Origin of the sequence: Amycolatopsis sp. NPDC051371 (assembly GCF_040682155.1) — a bacterium.
Lineage (GTDB): Bacteria > Actinomycetota > Actinomycetes > Mycobacteriales > Pseudonocardiaceae > Amycolatopsis.
In genome coordinates this window covers 59,434-74,891 of sequence record NZ_JBFBAG010000008.1, presented here as the reverse complement: position 1 = coordinate 74,891, position 15,458 = coordinate 59,434, and the positions used below count along the sequence as shown (strand labels likewise).

The following is a 15,458-nucleotide window of genomic DNA, read 5'->3' as shown; positions in this document are numbered from 1 at the left end:
CCACAATCGGGCGAGTTGTCCACAGGGGGGCTGTGGGTAACTCGGGAGAGTGAGGGAGCCAATACCGTGGGTGTCCATCGCGTCCACCACCTCAGTACGCGAAGGCGAGCGTGTCGCCCTCGGTCTTGTCGGAGTCCTTCTTCGGCGGAGGCATCACCGCGTCGACGCCGCCGCGGATGTACTTGCGCATCAAGTACAGCTCCACCACGCCCAGCGCCGCGTACACCGTGGTCAGCGCGATCAGCGACGTCCAGACCTCGCCGGTCGTCAGCCGCGACACCGCCTGGGCCGTGAACATCCACACCCCGTCGACGCCCGACGGGTTCGGGACGACCACGAACGGCTGACGGCCCATCTCCGTGAAGATCCAGCCCGCGCTGTTGCCCAGGAACGGCGTCGCGATGCCGCCCAGGACCAGCAGGGGGAACCAGCGGCCGGTGGGAATGCGGTCGCGCCGCGTCAGCCACAGCGCGAGGAGCCCGATCCCCGCCGAGATCGCACCGAAGCCGATCATCATGCGGAAGCCCCAGTACGTCACCGGCAGGTTCGGCACGTAGTCGATCGGCTTGCCCGCCAGTGAACCCAGCTCCGGATCGTCCGGGTAGTTCGTGCCGTACTTCGCCTGGTACTCGGTGATCAGGTCCTCGACGCCCTTGACCTCGGTCTTGATGTCGTTGTGCGCCAGGAACGACAGCAGCGCCGGCACGTTGAACGTCTTGACGTCCTCGCAGTTCGACCCCGCGACGTCGCCGATCGCGATGATCGAGAAGCTCGCCGGCTGTTCCGTGTGGCACAGCGCTTCCGCCGACGCCATCTTCATCGGCTGCTGCTCGAACATCAGCTTGCCCTGCGTGTCACCCGTGATCGCGAGGACCGCGAACGCCGCCACGCCGACCCAGCCGCCGAGTCGCAGCGAGGTGCGCCAGACGTCCTGGTGGTCGCCGCGCCGCCAGAGGTGCCAGCCCGCGATGCCGACCAGGAACGCCGCCGCCACCGAGAACGAACCGGCCAGGGTGTGCGGGATCGCGGCCAGCGCCGTGTTGTTGGTCAGCACCGCCCAGATCGAGTTCATCGTCGGCTTGCCGTTCTCGAACGTGACGCCGACCGGGTGCTGCATCCACGAGTTCGCGGCCAGGATGAAGTACGCCGACGCCATCGTGGCCAGCGAAAACGCCCACGCGCACGCCAGGTGGACCTTCTTCGGCAGCCGGTCCCAGCCGAAGATCCACAGGCCGAGGAACGTCGACTCGACGAAGAACGCGACGAGCCCTTCCATCGCGAGCGGCGCGCCGAAGACGTCGCCGACGAAGCGCGAGTACGCGCTCCAGTTCATCCCGAACTGGAACTCCTGCACGATGCCGGTCACCACGCCCATGGCGAAGTTGACCAGCAGCAGCTTGCCCCAGAACTTCGTCATCTTCAGGTGCCGCAGCTCGCCGGTGCGGACCCAGCGGGTCTGCATCGCCGCGACCAGGATCGACAGCCCGATGGTCAGCGGGACCATCAGGAAGTGGTAGACGGTGGTGATGCCGAACTGCCACCTTGCTAGCTCAAGGACCTCCACGTGGTCCAGCGTGCTCCGGAGCGCCGGCCACAGCCAGATCAAGTGGTCCTGACAAGCGCAGGACCAACGTCCCGGGTGACTACAGCCGGTCGAGCGCCTGCCGCGCTTCGTCCGCCACCGTCCGCCGCGGGCCCGTGTCGCCCAGCTCCAGCACGTGCTTCAGCGCCAGCTCGTACGCCGTGTCGAACGCCTTGCCGGCCTCCACCGGGAGGTCGGGGCGGACCCCGATGCCTTCCCAGTTCTCCCCCGTCTCCGGGTGGAACGAGCGCGCGATCGACACGGTCACGTCGAGGTAAGTGTCCACTTTGTACTGTTCACGCGGGTGGGCGCCGCCGCGGGTGGCTTCCCCGACCGTCTTCGCCCGGCCTTGCTGCTGGAGCGAGAACGCGAGGTCCTCGCCGCCGGAGAACGTGCCCGGCCCGGTCAGCACCCAGACCGGCTTGGTGCCGCCGAAGCGCAGGCCCGGGACGTACGGCAGGGTCCACATCTGGGTGGTCCGGTGGCCTTCGCGCTCGTAGATGTCGAGGTAGTGGACCTGCTCGTCGACGAGGTAGGTCTGCAGCAGCGCGCTCGTGCCGGGGGTGCCGCCGCGGTTGCGGCGCACGTCCAGCAGGAGGGCGTCCGCGGGCGCGAGCAGGGTCATCGCCGCCGCGATCGCGGGTCCGGCCAACTCGGGCGGGTAGAGCAGCGTCGTGTCGAGGTAACCGACGTTGCCGGCCAGCCGCCGGACCTCGGCGATGCCGAAGCCCTCCAGCTCGGCCTCGATCCGGTACCCGGCGGAGTTCATGGCCGCGTCGCCGTCGTCGGCGACCGGGTCGACGTGGTGGCGCAGCCGCAGGTGCTTGTCCCCGTTCACCGACTGCAGGTCCGTCGTGACGAGCGTCGCGAAGTCCGCGTCATCCAGTCCGTCGTACGCGCCTTCGCCGAGACGCTGGCGAAGCGCTTCTGCCAGCTTCGTCGCGACGTCCGGGAACACGTAGTGAGCTTCCAACCGGCGGATGACCTCATTGACCTGCGCAGCACGCGCTTCAGACCCCATGGTCGTCAACCTACCCCAGTCCACAATCGATTTTTCGGAGTGCCGAACAAAATTGTGCGACCCGGCTTGACGACAAATTCATGACCGCCGATCCGGCAATTTCGCGGAAGCCATCAGCTTGCGCCGTTCCGAAGCTCCCCTTTATCGTTGCAGTGAAAGGGGCGAGAAATACTCATGACTCCCGCGATGGTGGCGCTGATCAGCGCGTTCGGCCTGGTCCTCGCCGTGGAACTGCCGGACAAGACGCTGGTCGCGACCCTGGTGCTGACCACCCGTTTCCGCGGCGGTCCGGTATTCGCCGGGGTCTGCGCGGCGTTCGCCGTGCAATGCGTCATCGCGGTCGCGTTCGGCAGTGTGCTGACGCTGTTGCCGGACGTGGTCCTTTCGCTCGTGGTCGCCTCGATGTTCGGCCTCGGCTCTTTCATGCTCCTCCGCGAGGGATTCAGCGAAGCAGATGAAGCAGGCGAAGACGCTTCACGCGTCGGCCCGGCTCCACTGTCCTTCCTGCGCTCCGCGATGACGTCGTTCGGCGTGCTCTTCGCCGCCGAGTGGGGCGACGCCTCCCAGCTGGCGACGGCCAGCCTCGCCGCCCGCATCGGCAACCCCGTCGCCGTCGGCGTCGGCGCGTTCGCCGCGCTGATCGTCGTGGCCGGGCTCGCGGTGTTCATCGGCGGGAAGATCCGCAGCCGCATCCGCCCGAAGCTGATCCAGCGCTGCGCGGGGTTCGCGTTCGCCGGGTTCGCGGCGTTCGCCCTGCTCCAGCTCGCCTTCTGACCGCCGGCTCACAGGTTCACCGGGTAACCTTTCGGAAACGAAAGGGTGGAAGCCAGGTGAACAAGCCAGTGCCCGCGGTCTCGCCGTTGCACGGCCGGATCGCGCTCGGCGGCATCGGCCTGGCCGTGGCCATCTCGATCGACCTGCACCTGCGCCTCTCCGGCCAGGTCAGCCCGATCTGGCAGACGCTCTCGGAGTACGTCTACGGCAAGCTCGGCTCGTCGTCGGCCGCTCCCCTGTTCAGCGTGATGTGCCTGGCCCTGTCACTCGGCTCGGTCGCGCTGCTCGCGGGCATCGCCAAGGCTCACCGGCCGGGCACCACTGCCGTCTGCGTGCTGGTCGGCGTCTGGTCGGCCGGGCTGCTCGTCTGCGGGCTCGTGCCCGTCGACCCGGACGGGCAGGCGCGCACGCTGTCCGGGCAGGTCCACAACATCGCCGCGCTGACGGCGTTCGTCGCGCTGCCCGCCGCCGCCTTCGTGCTGACCAAGCGCGGCCGCGAGCGCTGTCCGTGGGAGCCGCGCCGGACGACGATCCGGCGGCTCGCTTCGGCGAGCTTCGCCAGCGTCGCCGTGGTCCTCGGCGGGTTCGTCGTCACGCTGGTCGTCGGCCCCGCGCAGCAGGACGTCACGCTCGGCCTGTTCGAGCGGCTGCTGTTCTCGGTCGACGTCGCCCTGCTGCTGACCATGGTCCGGCCGCTGCTGGCGGTTTCGCGCCGCTAAGCGCGCAGGATGTCGGCCAGCCGGGCGGCGGCCGCGAGGACCTGCGGACCCACCTCGGCGGCCTTCAGCGGCTCCATCGAGACGACCCCGACGCTCGCCTTCAGGCCCGGCACCCCGCGAACGGGCGCCGCGACGCCGGACGCGCCCGCCTCCAGCTCACCGGTCGACGTCACCCAGCCGTCGCCGCCCGGGCGCAGGGACATCGCCTTGCCGGCCGCGCCCGACGTCAGCGAGTGCCGGCTCCCGACGCGGTAGGCGACGTGGAAGCTCGTCCACGACGGCTCGACGACGGCCACCGCAAGCGCTTGCGTCCCCTGGGCGACCGACAGGTGCGCGGTCGCGCCGACCTTCTCGGCCAGCTCGCGCAGCACCGGGCCGGCCGCGTCCCGCAGCTGCGGGAGCACCTGCCCGGCCAGCCGGAGCAGGCCGACACCGAGCCGGACCTTGGTGCCGTCGCGCCAGACGAGCCCGCGCTCCGACAGCGGCACCAGCAGCCGGTAGACGGCCGCGCGGCTCGCCCCGATGGCCACGGCCAGCTCGGAGATGGTCGCCGCGTCGCCGCCGGCGTCGGCCACTGCCTGCAGCAGCGCCAAGCCCCGGTCGAGCGTCAGCGACCCCTCCCGGCCGGTCACAGCAAGCCGAGTTCGCCCATGTCGGCGACGGGCTGCTCGAACGAAGCCGCCGCGTACGACGCGAAGAGCGCCCGGACGGCCTTCGCGGCCTGCTCGGACAACCCGCGGGCCTCCTTGGCCAGCGCGTCGGCGTCGGTCGACTCCAGCGCACCCCGGACGTCGCCGCCGGAGAGGCTGCGCGCGGAAGCCACGAGCAGGTTGAGGAAGCCGTGGTGCACGAACCCGGTGTCCGGGTCGGTGTGCCGGACCGCGCGGTGCAGGCTGTTCGTCGCCTTGAAGGACGCCCCGGTCGACCCGGAGACGACGGCGAGGAAGTCCGCCACCTCGTCGACGTTGGGGAAGTTCTCCCCCGCCTTGCCGCCGCAGCGGATCTTCGGCCAGCTGCCGTGCTCGATGACCTTCCGCACGCCGTCCAGCCAGCCGACACCGCGCCGCGGCTCGACGACGCGGATGACGTCCTCGGGGACGAACTCCGAGACGCGCTCCAGCCACACCTCGTCGACGTCCGACGGCGCCGGCATCTCGACCATCCGCAGCGCCAGCAGCTCGCTGCGCGACTCGACGATCGAGATCGCCTTCGGGACGCCACCGAGGCCGGTGTCGATGATGAGCGAAAGCGGCAGCGGCTGCTTCGGCTTGATCTTGATCAACTCGGTGATCAGCTCCGGCAGCCGGGAGGCCTGACAGAGGAATACCCCCAGCACACCGGCGTGCTCGGACTCCCGGCTCGCGAAGTGCGAACGCAGGGCTTCGGGCATGGCCGCATCGCCCGGAGGGAACAGCGCCGAGTCGTCGACGAGCCTCGCGAACAGGGGAGGGATCCCACGGGGGCCGGGGGGCGTGAGTTCCACAGCGCTTGACACGAATGACACGCTAGTAGCGTACGACATGAGGACAAAATCGTCCGCACAGCGGACACGTCAGAAGGGGCTGTCGATGCCTTACTACCGGCGAGTAGGTGAGATCCCGCACAAGCGGCACACCGCGTTCCGGAAGCCGGACGGCGGCCTCTACGCCGAGGAGCTGATGGGCGTCGAAGGCTTCTCCGCCGACTCCGCGCTGCTCTACCACCGCGGCCTGCCGACGGCGATCGTCGACGCCGTCGCGGTCGAGGAAGACCGCGGGACGCTGACGCCGAACCACCCGCTCAAGCCGCGGGCCTACCGGACGCAGGACCTCAAGTTCGGCGGCGAGGCCGACGCGGTGACCGACCGGCGCCGGCTGTTCGGCAACAACGACGTCACCATCGGGTTCGTCACCGCGACCGCGCCCAGTCCGCTCTACCGCAACGCGGCCGGCGACGAGCTGTTCTACGTCCAGGGCGGCTCCGCGACCGTCGAGACGATTTACGGCAGCCTCGAGATCGCCGACGGCGACTACCTCGTGCTCCCGACGTCGTGCACCTACCGCGTCGTCCCCCACGGCGAGGTCGGCCTCTTCATCCTGGAGGCGCGCGGGCACATCGGGCCGCCGAAGCGGTACCTGTCGGCGAAGGGCCAGTTCCTGGAGCACTCGCCGTACTGCGAACGCGACGTCCGCGGGCCGTCGGAGCCGCTCCTGGAAGACGGCGAGGACGTCGAGGTCCTCGTGCGGCACCGCGCGGGTCTCACGCGCTACACGTACGCGACGCACCCGTTCGACGTCGTCGGCTGGGACGGCTGCCTCTACCCGTGGGCGTTCAACATCGACGACTTCGAGCCGATCACCGGCCGCGTGCACCAGCCGCCGCCCGTGCACCAGACGTTCGAGGGCCCGAACTTCGTCGTCTGCTCCTTCTGCCCGCGGAAGGTCGACTACCACGCGGACTCGATCCCGGTGCCGTACAACCACGCGAACGTCGACTCCGACGAGCTGATGTTCTACGTGCGCGGCAACTACGAGGCCCGGAAGGGCTCGGGCATCGGCGTCGGCTCGCTCTCGCTGCACCCGTCCGGCTTCACGCACGGCCCGCAGCCGGGCGCGGCGGAGGCGTCGATCGGCGCGGAGTTCTTCGACGAGACCGCCGTCATGGTCGACACGTTCGCGCCGCTGGAGCTCGGCGAGGCCGCCGACGCGTCCGAGGACCCTGGTTACGCGTGGACGTGGTCGCGCCGCGGCCCTAAGGAATAGTCAAGTTCAAGAATTACCGTCCCCTCCTCGTTCCGCTACCCGATAATGGTGATTCCGGTGGCGGAACGGGGAGGATTCGATGATCAATTCCCAACCAGCACGGCGAAAGAGAAAGATTCTCCCGTTCCTGGCCGCGATCCTGGTGGCCGTCGGACTGATCGTCGCGATCCGGGCCTGGACCAGCGACTCGGGCGACGAGGCGGACGCTCCGAAATGCACCGGCTCGGATGCCGTCGCGCTGAACGTCGCGTCGTCCCCGGAAAAGGTCGGAATAGTCCAGGAAGCCGCGAAGGCCTACTCCGGACGGACGGTCGCGGGCCACTGCGTCGACGTCGTCGTGAAGTCGAAGTCGTCGGGCATCGCGATGCAGGCGCTGGCGAACGGCTGGAACGAGGCCACCGACGGGCCGCGCCCGGACGTCTGGACGCCGGCCGCGAGCGGCTGGGTCAACCTGCTGCGCGTCAACGCGAAGGGCGACTCGGCGTCGATCGTGCCGGACGGCGACCCGCAGTCGGTCGCGAACTCGCCGCTGACCGTCGCCATGCCGAAGCCGATGGCCGAGGCGCTGGGCTGGCCGGCCAAGCCGATCGGCTGGAAGGACCTCGCCACACTGGCGACCGACCCGGCGGGCTGGGCGAAGTACGGCCACCCGGAGTGGGGCAAGTTCCGGCTCGGCAAGACGAACCCGAACATCTCCACCGCGGGGCTGAACGCGACCATCGGCGCGTACTACGCGGCCACCGGCACGTCGTCCGACCTCACCGCGGCCGCGCTCGAGAAGCCCGAGGCGAAGCAGTTCGTCACGAACATCGAGCAGGCGATCGTGCACTACGGCGACAACACGCTGACCTTCCTGACGAACCTGCAGAAGGCCGACGACCGCGGCGCGGCGCTGTCCTACATCTCGGCGGTGACGGTCGAGGAGAACTCGCTGATCGGTTACAACCTGGGCAACCCGACCAACGACCCGGCGAAGGTCGGCCAGCACGCGCCGCCGAAGGTGCCGCTCGTCGCGATCTACCCGGCGGACGGCACGCTCAACTCCGACCACCCGTTCGTCACGCTGAACTGGGCCGACCCGACGCGCAAGCAGATCGCCGCCGACTTCCTCGGCTACCTGCGCGGCCCGGAGACGCAGCAGCGGTTCGCCGCGCTGGGCTTCCGGTCGTTCGACGGCAAGCCCGGCCCGCAGGTGACGACCCAGAACGGCGTCCAACCGGACGCGAAGATCAGCTTCCTGCAGCCGCCGTCGCCGACGGTGCTCTCGAAGCTGCTGACGACGTGGACCGAACTGCGCAAGAAGGCGAACGTGCTGCTGGTCGTGGACGTCTCCGGCTCGATGGGTGACGAGGTCAAGGGCACCGGCAAGAGCAAGATCGACCTGGCCAAGCAGGCCGCGATCGACGCGCTCGGCCAGTTCGTGCCGCGCGACCAGGTCGGGCTCTGGCAGTTCTCCACCCACCTCGACGGCGACAAGGACTACCAGGAGCTGGTCCCGGTGCAGGCGCTCGGGAACAGCGGCAAGGAGACCCTGGCCATGCGGCTGAGCGGGCTGACGCCGCAGGCGGGCACCGGGCTCTACGACTCCTCGCAGGCCGCGTACGAGTACATGAAGGCGCACATCGACCCGTCGGCGATCAACGCGGTCGTGGTGCTGACCGACGGCCGCAACGAGGACTCCGGCGGCGTCGACCTCGAGCACCTGCTGCCGCAGCTGCGGCCGGAGGGCAACGCGGAGACGGTCCGGCTGTTCACGATCGCCTACGGCTCGGACGCCGACCAGGGCGTGCTGAAGCAGATCGCCGAAGCGACCGAGGGATCGGAGTACGATTCGTCCAAACCGGACTCGATCAACCAGGTGTTCACCTCCGTGATTTCCAATTTCTGACATGAAGTTCGCCCGTGAGCTCGCCGAACCGTGGGGGCTGCTGCTGGCCGCCACGTCGGCCGGGGTGGCGTGGGCCGTGCAACTGCCGGTGCTCCTCGCCATCCTGATCGGGGTGGTGGTGCTGGCCGCCCGCGCGGGCCTCGCCGTCGCGACTCGCGAGAAGGAACCGGAACCGCGTGAAGCGCGGGTGCTCGACGTCGCCGCGGGTTCCGCCGAGGAGAACTGGCTGCGCCGGGCCGAAGGTGCGGCCGACGGGTTCGCGTCGCTGAGTTCGTCTCTCGACGCCGGTCCGCTCGCCGACCGCGTCGCGGACATGGAGCCGGTGGTCCAGGAGACGCTGGCGACGCTCCGGCGCCTCGCGGGGCGCGCGTCGGCGACCGGGAAGGCGCTGTCCCGCGTCGACCTCGAGGCCGTGACGCGGGAGCGGCGCCGGCTGGAGCAGTCGATCGGGTCGGCGCGCGAGGAGGTCCGGGGCGACCTGGAGCAGGCGTTGACGGCGGTCCAGGCCCAGGAGGACGTCCACGCGCGGCTCTCCGGCGCGAGCGACAAGCTGCTGGCGCAGCTGCAGTCGGGCGCGCTCGGCCTGGACAGCCTGGTGGCGCGCGTCGCCGAACTGACGGCAGCGACGACGGACGTCGCGATGGACACCGGCGCGGTCCGGGAGCTGAGCGACCAGCTGGAGGGCATCCGGCAGGGCGTGCTGGAGACCGAGCAGGCGACGCGGAAGTCGCTCGGCTGACCGCGTGCTTGACCGGTGGTGTGAACTTCCGTCCATGAAGGCAGAACCGCGCTCGATCGCGCGTAGTCAGTGGGTCCTGGAAGCGAAGGGCGTCGACGACGAACTCGTGCCACCGTCGGTGCTCGCCGAGTGGCGGCGCTACCAGCGGTCGTCGTGGGCCGCGCGGCGCCGGCACTCCATCGTCGAGGTGACGAGCCTGGTCGTGACCGCCACGATCCCCGCACTCGCGGCTTTCGCCCTCGACGTGCGGCTCATCGCCGCCGTCGGGTCCCTCGCGGTGCTGATCAACGGGATCCGGGCGCTGGGCGGGTACAAGGAGAACTGGACCAGCCGGACCCGTGCGCGCTACGCGATCGAGAAGGAGATCGCGCTGTTCGCCGCCAAGCACGGTGATTACGCGGCCCCTGGCGCGGCGGCGGTGCTGGTCGAGACCGTCGAGGAGATCTGCGCGGGAGAACGCGACGGCTGGGTCGCCCTTCGACTGTCGTACGGCAAGTCCCGCGAGAACGCGACGGCGAACTGACGTCAGCTAGCCCAGCCGGGGCGCCATCCGCCGGCCGCGCGCTCGTCCTTCTCGAGGTGCCTTCGCAACGCGGCCAGCGCCGGGTGCGTGTTGCCCCGCCGCCAGACGAGCGAATGCGGATACACCGGCGTCGGGTTCTCGATCGGCACGCGCCGCAAGTCGTGCCCGGCCGGCCACAGGATCCGGCTCCCCGCCCCGACCAAGGTGGCCACGTCCACCGATTCCGCGATCGTGTCGAGGACGACCTCGGTGCCGAAGTTCGGCCCGGCGGCGTCGACCGACAGTCCGAACGCGGCCGTGAACTCGGCGTAGTAGGCGCCCCACTCGGTTCCGGGCACTACGCCGGGCATCCAGATCCGATGCCCGGCCAGCTCCGCCGGAGCCACCGACGACAACGCGGCCAGCGGGTGCGCGCGTCCGCACAACAGCTGAAGCGGCTCGTCGAACACCCACTGCGCGTCGAGGTCCTCGGGCAGCTCGACGACCGCGCGGAACGACGCGTCGATCGAGCCGGCCCGGATCGCGGCGATCGCGGTAGCGAAGAGCGTTACGACCTGCAACGGGAGGCCTGGAGTGAGCTCGCCGAATCCGCGCAACAACGCCGCCGGGCAGTGCCGCCGGCCGGAACGGCACGGCCCGTACGGACGCAGGCGCTCGAGCCTCGACCGTCAGCGATCGTGCAGCAGGAACGCTTCCGGCCGCCGGGGTGAACGACTCCGCACGCGGTGCGGCCGGGCACCCGCGCCTCTGCGGCGATCTCCAGCGGGCCCAGACATCCCCCGCCGCTCCCAGGGGGGCGTCCCCGGGTCCAGTCTATCGGCGAGGTCCGACGCAGAGCCCGAAACCGGCGCCGGCCGCCGAAGCTGTCCACATCGGGTCGAGGCTGTGGATAACCCTTGCGGTGCAAGGACTCGCCGCGCGGCTGGTTGCTCCCGGCCTCGTTCCCCGCTTTGATCCTCCGGTGATGCGCGGAAGGTCGCTCGGGCGGCGGTTCAGGTGGCTGTGGACGGCTTACGCCGTGAGCGCGTTCGGGACCTGGCTCGGCTTCGGGGCCTTTCCCATGCTGGCGATCCTCGTGCTGCACGCCGGGCCCGCGGCCGTCTCGGCGCTCGCCGCGGTCGGGCCGGCCGTCGGTGCGCTCGTGGCCGTGCCGCTGGGACCGTGGGTCGATCGGCGGCGCAAGCGGCCGGTGCTGATGGCCATGGACCTCGTCCGGTTCGCCGCGCTGATCAGCGTGCCGGTCCTCTACGCCCTCGGGTCGCTGAGCTTCGTCCAGCTCCTCGTCGTCTCGGCGGTCGTCGCCGCCGCGGACATCACCTTCACCTCGGCGAGCGGCGCTTTCGTCAAGGGGCTCGTGCCGCCCGAAGACCTGCTCGTCGCGAACGGGCGATTCGAATCGACGAACTGGACGGCCACCGCGCTCGGCCCGCCGCTCGGCGGGGCCGCGTTCGCGCTCTTCGGCCCGGTGACGTCGGTGGCCGCCAACGCCGTCAGCTTCCTGCTCTCCGCGCTCGGGATCCGGGCGATCGGCGGCGACGAACCACGCCCGCGGCAGACCACCCGGCTGCGTGCGCGTGACCTGGGCGAGGGGTGGCGCACCATTTTGGCGCACCCCGGGCTGCGGCCGCTGTACTTCAACGTCCTGCTGTTCAACGGCCTGATCATGGGGACCGAACCGCTGCTCGCCGTGCTGATGCTGAACCAGCTCGGGTTCACGCCGTGGCAGTACGGGCTCGCGTTCGCGGTGCCGTGCCTCGGCGGGCTCGCCGGGTCGCGGTTGACTCCGCGGCTCGTAGCGCGGTTCGGCAGGCACCCCGTCCTGGTGGTGGCCGGCGCCGTCAGAGCGTGCTGGCTGCTCGCGCTGGCCTTTCTCCCGGCCGGCCCCGGTGGGCTGGTCTTCGTGATGGTCGTCGAACTCGGCCTGATCGTCTCCTGCAGCGTGTTCAACCCGGTGCTCGCGACCTACCGGCTCGAGCAGCTCCCGGCCGACCGCATCGCGAGCACGCTCTCGGCGTGGTCGGTCAGCACCAAGGCGTCGATCGCCACGCTGACCGCGCTGTGGGGCGTGCTCGCGAGCTTCACCGGCCCGCGGGTCGCGATCGGTGCCGCCGGGGTCCTGGTGCTGGTGACGCCGTTGCTGCTGCCGCGCCGCGACCGGACACCCGCTCAGCCCAGCCAGACCGTGCCCAGCACCGGGTAACCCGGCACACCCGTCTTCGCCGCGCCCGGCCGCGGGACTCCTGCGATCCACAGGCGGCCCGTCGCCGCGATGTTGGCCGCCATCGACGGGTCCGCCTTGTGCAGGCGGAAGCCGACCACCGTCCCGTCGGCCAGCATCGTCAAGCCGCTCAGGCGAGCCGCGCCGCGCCGGCCCATGCGGACCGGGCCGTCGAGGACCGCGCGCAGCTCCGTCCAGTGGTCCGCCGGCAGCGGACGGCCGTGGATGAACGCGCGCGTGGCCGCCACCAGCGCTCCCAGCAGCGCGGCCGCCGCGACGGTCAAGGCGGCCCACCTCGTCGCCGGGAAGTCCACCCGTACCCACACCGCGAACGCGGCCAGGACCAGCAGGAACGCGGCCGTCGCACGCAGCTCGCGGGCGAGCCGGCGGCGGTGCGCGGCCAGCACGGGATCGCGCCGCGGCGAACCCGACACCGCCACGGACGGCACCGCCACTGCGCCCGCCGGCGGCGCGTCGAAGATCCGGGCGCGGTGCACCCGCACGACCCCGGAGAAGCCGACGAACACCTTCGGGCCGCGTCCCAGCAGCCACACCCGCCGGTGCCCGGCCAGCAGCAGCCGGTACGCCTCGTCGAGCCGGACGCGCAGCCAGCGGCCGTCCGGCAGGCGGACGCCGACCGTCCGCCCGGCCGCGACCAAGCCGTCGGTCGCGATGTCGACTTGGCGGAACGGTTCCCGCTTCAGCCGCGTCTCCGGCACCCAGAGGTGCGCGCGGTAGAGCCACCACGTCACGACCGCCGCGGCCAGCGCGATCGTGGCCAGCGACAGCGCGACCCCGGCGCCGGTGAAGAACTGGGCGATCCCGATCACCGGCAGGGCCCAGGTCAGGAGGCGGCCGTTCGCCGCGGTGCGGCCGATCCGGTCGAGGTACTCGCCGAAGATCGGCAGCGCGCCGGACGGCATGGCGGGGTCGAGCTCGAACGCGGGCACGCGTTCGGGAACCGGGACGATCTGCACGCTGGCCCCCACCGTGTCGACACTGGTCACCGGCCTTTTCGGAATTTTGCACATCGGCGTTACGGGGTACTCCGTTCAGCGGAACGCCCGCGTGACCCGGACCGCACACGAGCGACTATCCAGACCGTCGGATCCAGGTTAGGCTCACCTAAGTAGGAGGTGAGCCGTGACCGAGGCCCCGACATCCATCCGCCGCCCGCCGGCGCCGAACCCCGCCGAGCGCGCCAAGACGATCGCGACCCGCAACGGTCCCGCGTCCTTGCTGCCCACCTGCGAACGCGCGGGTCTCGACGGCGAGCGCGTCGTCCCGGTCCTGCACCACGTGCACCACAGCGGGAGCGTCAGCGTGCTGCTGCCCGACGACCACCCGATGGTCGGCGCGGCCAGGCAGACCCAGCGCGGCGAGCTGGCCGTGATGGTCGAGGTCGCCGACCAGGCGCCGGTCGCCCTGCGGGAGCCGATCCGCGGGCTGCTGTGGATCACCGGCTGGCTGCGGCCGCTCTCGCCGGTGTCGGCTCGCGCGCGGGCGGTGTCGATCGCCGAGTCGCGGCCGGACGAACGGCTCCTCGACGTCGGCCACGGCGTCACGCTGCTGCGCCTCACCCCGGCGTCGCTCGTGCTCGCGGACGCCGAAGGCACGCACTCGCTGCGCCCGCACATGTTCAGCGCGGCGCCGCCCGACCCGTTCCACGACTACGAGGCCCAGTGGCTGCGGCACCTGGAGAGCGACCACTCCGACGTCGTCGAGCAGCTGGCCAAGCACCTGCCGGCGGAGCTGCGCGGCGGCCGGATCCGCCCGCTCGGGCTCGACCGGTTCGGGCTGCGGCTGCGCGTCGAGTCCGACTCCGGCGACCACGACGTCCGGCTGGCGTTCTCGAAGTCGGTCGAGAGCCCGCCGCAGCTCGCGATGGAGCTGCGGCGGCTGGTCGGCTGCCCGTTCCTGAAGGGCGCGTCAGGCTAGTTCGGCGGGGAAGCCGCCCTTGGCCAGCGGGCCCCAGCTCTCGATCGTCACGCGGATGATGCTCTTGCCCTGCTTGACCATGGCCTCGCGGTATTCGTCCCAGTCCGGGTGTTCGCCCGAAATGGCACGGAAGTAGTCCACGAGCGGTTCGACGGACTCCGGGATGTCCAGCACCTCGGCGGTCCCGTTCAGCTGCACCCACTGGTCGTTCCACTCGTCGGAGAGGATGCAGGCCGAGACCTGGGGGTTGCGCTTGATGTTCACGACCTTGGCGCGCTTCGGGTAGGTCGAGATGACCAGCCGGCCCTCGGCGTCGACGCCGCACGTGACCGGCGAGAGCTGCGGGCTCCCGTCGGCCTTCGTGGCCAGCAGGATCGCGCGGTGGCGGGTGGACAGGAACTCGACCAGCGCGGCGCGGTCGACGGTTTCGTTGGTGGCGATGCTCCTCGGCATACCCCGAAGGTAGCGTGCGCTCATGACGTTCACCGCGCGATCGTGGCTGGCCCCGGCCGCACCGGCGTTCCCGGAACCGATCGACGACCCGCGGGAACGCCGCGCGATCAAGCTCGAGCTGCTGATCGTCTTCGGCATCACGCTCGGGCTGTCCGGCGTGCGCAGCCTGCTGTCCCTTGTGGACTCGCTGCTGCAGCCGACGCCGTTGGCCCAGCAGCAGGTCCAGCTCAACGTGCCCCAGGCCGCGGCGAGCCTGATCGACCTGCTCAAGCAGCTGCTCTCGGCCGCCCAGCTGGTCGGCTGGGGCGCGCTCGGGCTGTACTTCCTGTGGCGCGCCGGGATGAAGATCGCGCAGGTCGGGCTGGACCGCCGGGCCCCCGGCCGCGACGCGCTGCTGACGCTCGGGCTGGCGGCGCTGATCGGGATCCCCGGCCTCGCGCTGTACTTCATCTCCTACCACCTGGGCTTCAGCCTGGCGGTGCAACCGTCCACTTTGAACGACACGTGGTGGCGTCCGATCACGTTGACGTTGTCGGCGTTCGGCAACGCGTTCGCCGAAGAGGTCCTGGTCATCGGGTACCTGCTGACGCGGCTGCGGCAGCTCGGCGTCCGGGAGAACAACGCGCTGTTCGGCGCCGCCGTGCTGCGCGGTTCTTATCACCTCTACCAGGGGTTCGGCGGCTTCGTCGGAAACCTGATCATGGGTCTGGTGTTCGGGCGGCTGTGGCAGAAGACCAACCGGCTGTGGCCGCTGGTCGCGGCGCACACGCTGTTCGACTTCGTTTCTTTCGTCGGATATGCCCTGCTGAAGGGGCACGTTTCCTGGCTTCCCTGACTAGGCTCGGGGGGTGATCGACGAAAC

16 protein-coding genes are annotated in these 15,458 nt (G+C 70.6%); 9 read left to right on the top strand and 7 right to left on the bottom strand.

The window, feature by feature from the left end; genetic code table 11:
* Nucleotides 1-91: 91 nt before the first annotated feature.
* Together AB0M59_RS12710 and AB0M59_RS12705 are read right to left on the bottom strand one after the other, a co-directional pair.
* A complete protein-coding gene (locus tag AB0M59_RS12710; RefSeq protein WP_364613128.1) occupies nucleotides 92-1,564 on the bottom strand; it encodes a cytochrome ubiquinol oxidase subunit I in 1,473 nt (490 codons plus the stop codon).
* 79 nt (nucleotides 1,565-1,643) lie between these two features.
* Nucleotides 1,644-2,603 carry a S41 family peptidase gene (locus AB0M59_RS12705; protein ID WP_364613126.1) on the bottom strand — a complete coding sequence of 320 codons (960 nt, stop codon included), beginning with the start codon at nucleotides 2,601-2,603 and terminating at the stop codon, nucleotides 1,644-1,646.
* Between the two features lie 186 nt (nucleotides 2,604-2,789).
* On the opposite strand from AB0M59_RS12705, the gene AB0M59_RS12700 reads away from it, so the two are divergent.
* Both AB0M59_RS12700 and AB0M59_RS12695 read left to right on the top strand, forming a co-directional pair.
* Nucleotides 2,790-3,377 (top strand): TMEM165/GDT1 family protein, encoded by a 588-nt coding sequence (locus tag AB0M59_RS12700; RefSeq protein WP_364613564.1) that lies wholly within the window; start codon nucleotides 2,790-2,792, stop codon nucleotides 3,375-3,377.
* Nucleotides 3,378-3,433: 56 nt separating this feature from the next.
* A complete protein-coding gene (locus tag AB0M59_RS12695; protein WP_364613124.1) occupies nucleotides 3,434-4,096 on the top strand; it encodes a DUF998 domain-containing protein in 663 nt (220 codons plus the stop codon).
* On the opposite strand, the gene AB0M59_RS12690 is transcribed toward AB0M59_RS12695, so the two are convergent.
* A complete protein-coding gene (locus AB0M59_RS12690) occupies nucleotides 4,093-4,728 on the bottom strand; it encodes a helix-turn-helix domain-containing protein (protein ID WP_364613122.1) in 636 nt (211 codons plus the stop codon). The genes AB0M59_RS12695 and AB0M59_RS12690 overlap by 4 nt on opposite strands.
* Entirely contained in the window at nucleotides 4,725-5,579 is an 855-nt protein-coding gene (locus tag AB0M59_RS12685; protein ID WP_364613561.1) for a hypothetical protein, read from the bottom strand. The genes AB0M59_RS12690 and AB0M59_RS12685 overlap by 4 nt, the downstream gene beginning before the upstream one ends.
* 85 nt (nucleotides 5,580-5,664) lie before the next feature.
* On the opposite strand from AB0M59_RS12685, the gene AB0M59_RS12680 reads away from it, so the two are divergent.
* From AB0M59_RS12680 to AB0M59_RS12665, 4 genes are all read left to right on the top strand, one after another.
* Complete coding sequence (locus AB0M59_RS12680; RefSeq protein WP_364613119.1) at nucleotides 5,665-6,837, top strand: homogentisate 1,2-dioxygenase; 1,173 nt, start codon at nucleotides 5,665-5,667, stop codon at nucleotides 6,835-6,837.
* A 79-nt stretch (nucleotides 6,838-6,916) separates the two neighbouring features.
* Entirely contained in the window at nucleotides 6,917-8,725 is a 1,809-nt protein-coding gene (locus AB0M59_RS12675) for a substrate-binding and VWA domain-containing protein (RefSeq protein ID WP_364613116.1), read from the top strand.
* Nucleotide 8,726: 1 nt separating this feature from the next.
* Nucleotides 8,727-9,464, top strand: coding sequence for a hypothetical protein (locus AB0M59_RS12670; RefSeq protein WP_364613113.1), 738 nt, complete (start codon nucleotides 8,727-8,729; stop codon nucleotides 9,462-9,464).
* Between the two features lie 34 nt (nucleotides 9,465-9,498).
* Nucleotides 9,499-9,987: a DUF4231 domain-containing protein gene (locus tag AB0M59_RS12665; RefSeq protein WP_364613110.1), complete on the top strand. Its 489-nt coding sequence runs from the start codon at nucleotides 9,499-9,501 to the stop codon at nucleotides 9,985-9,987.
* 2 nt (nucleotides 9,988-9,989) lie between these two features.
* Here the strand turns inward: AB0M59_RS12665 and AB0M59_RS12660 are convergent, their stop codons facing one another.
* Nucleotides 9,990-10,547, bottom strand: coding sequence for a LysR substrate-binding domain-containing protein (locus tag AB0M59_RS12660; RefSeq protein ID WP_364613107.1), 558 nt, complete (start codon nucleotides 10,545-10,547; stop codon nucleotides 9,990-9,992).
* 401 nt (nucleotides 10,548-10,948) lie between these two features.
* Between AB0M59_RS12660 and AB0M59_RS12655 the strand changes: the two genes are divergently transcribed.
* Nucleotides 10,949-12,187 (top strand): MFS transporter, encoded by a 1,239-nt coding sequence (locus tag AB0M59_RS12655; protein ID WP_364613104.1) that lies wholly within the window; start codon nucleotides 10,949-10,951, stop codon nucleotides 12,185-12,187.
* Here AB0M59_RS12655 and AB0M59_RS12650 read toward each other — a convergent pair.
* Nucleotides 12,154-13,212: a hypothetical protein gene (locus AB0M59_RS12650; protein WP_364613101.1), complete on the bottom strand. Its 1,059-nt coding sequence runs from the start codon at nucleotides 13,210-13,212 to the stop codon at nucleotides 12,154-12,156. The two genes, AB0M59_RS12655 and AB0M59_RS12650, sit on opposite strands and share 34 nt — an antisense overlap.
* A 136-nt stretch (nucleotides 13,213-13,348) precedes the next feature.
* On the opposite strand from AB0M59_RS12650, the gene AB0M59_RS12645 reads away from it, so the two are divergent.
* Nucleotides 13,349-14,143 carry a DUF2470 domain-containing protein gene (locus AB0M59_RS12645; RefSeq protein WP_364613098.1) on the top strand — a complete coding sequence of 265 codons (795 nt, stop codon included), beginning with the start codon at nucleotides 13,349-13,351 and terminating at the stop codon, nucleotides 14,141-14,143.
* On the opposite strand, the gene AB0M59_RS12640 is transcribed toward AB0M59_RS12645, so the two are convergent.
* On the bottom strand, nucleotides 14,135-14,596 hold the full coding sequence (locus AB0M59_RS12640; RefSeq protein ID WP_364613095.1) for a PPOX class F420-dependent oxidoreductase: 462 nt from the start codon (nucleotides 14,594-14,596) through the stop codon (nucleotides 14,135-14,137). The genes AB0M59_RS12645 and AB0M59_RS12640 overlap by 9 nt on opposite strands.
* Nucleotides 14,597-14,618: 22 nt before the next feature.
* Between AB0M59_RS12640 and AB0M59_RS12635 the strand changes: the two genes are divergently transcribed.
* Entirely contained in the window at nucleotides 14,619-15,431 is an 813-nt protein-coding gene (locus tag AB0M59_RS12635) for a type II CAAX endopeptidase family protein (RefSeq protein WP_364613092.1), read from the top strand.
* Nucleotides 15,432-15,458: the final 27 nt, after the last annotated feature.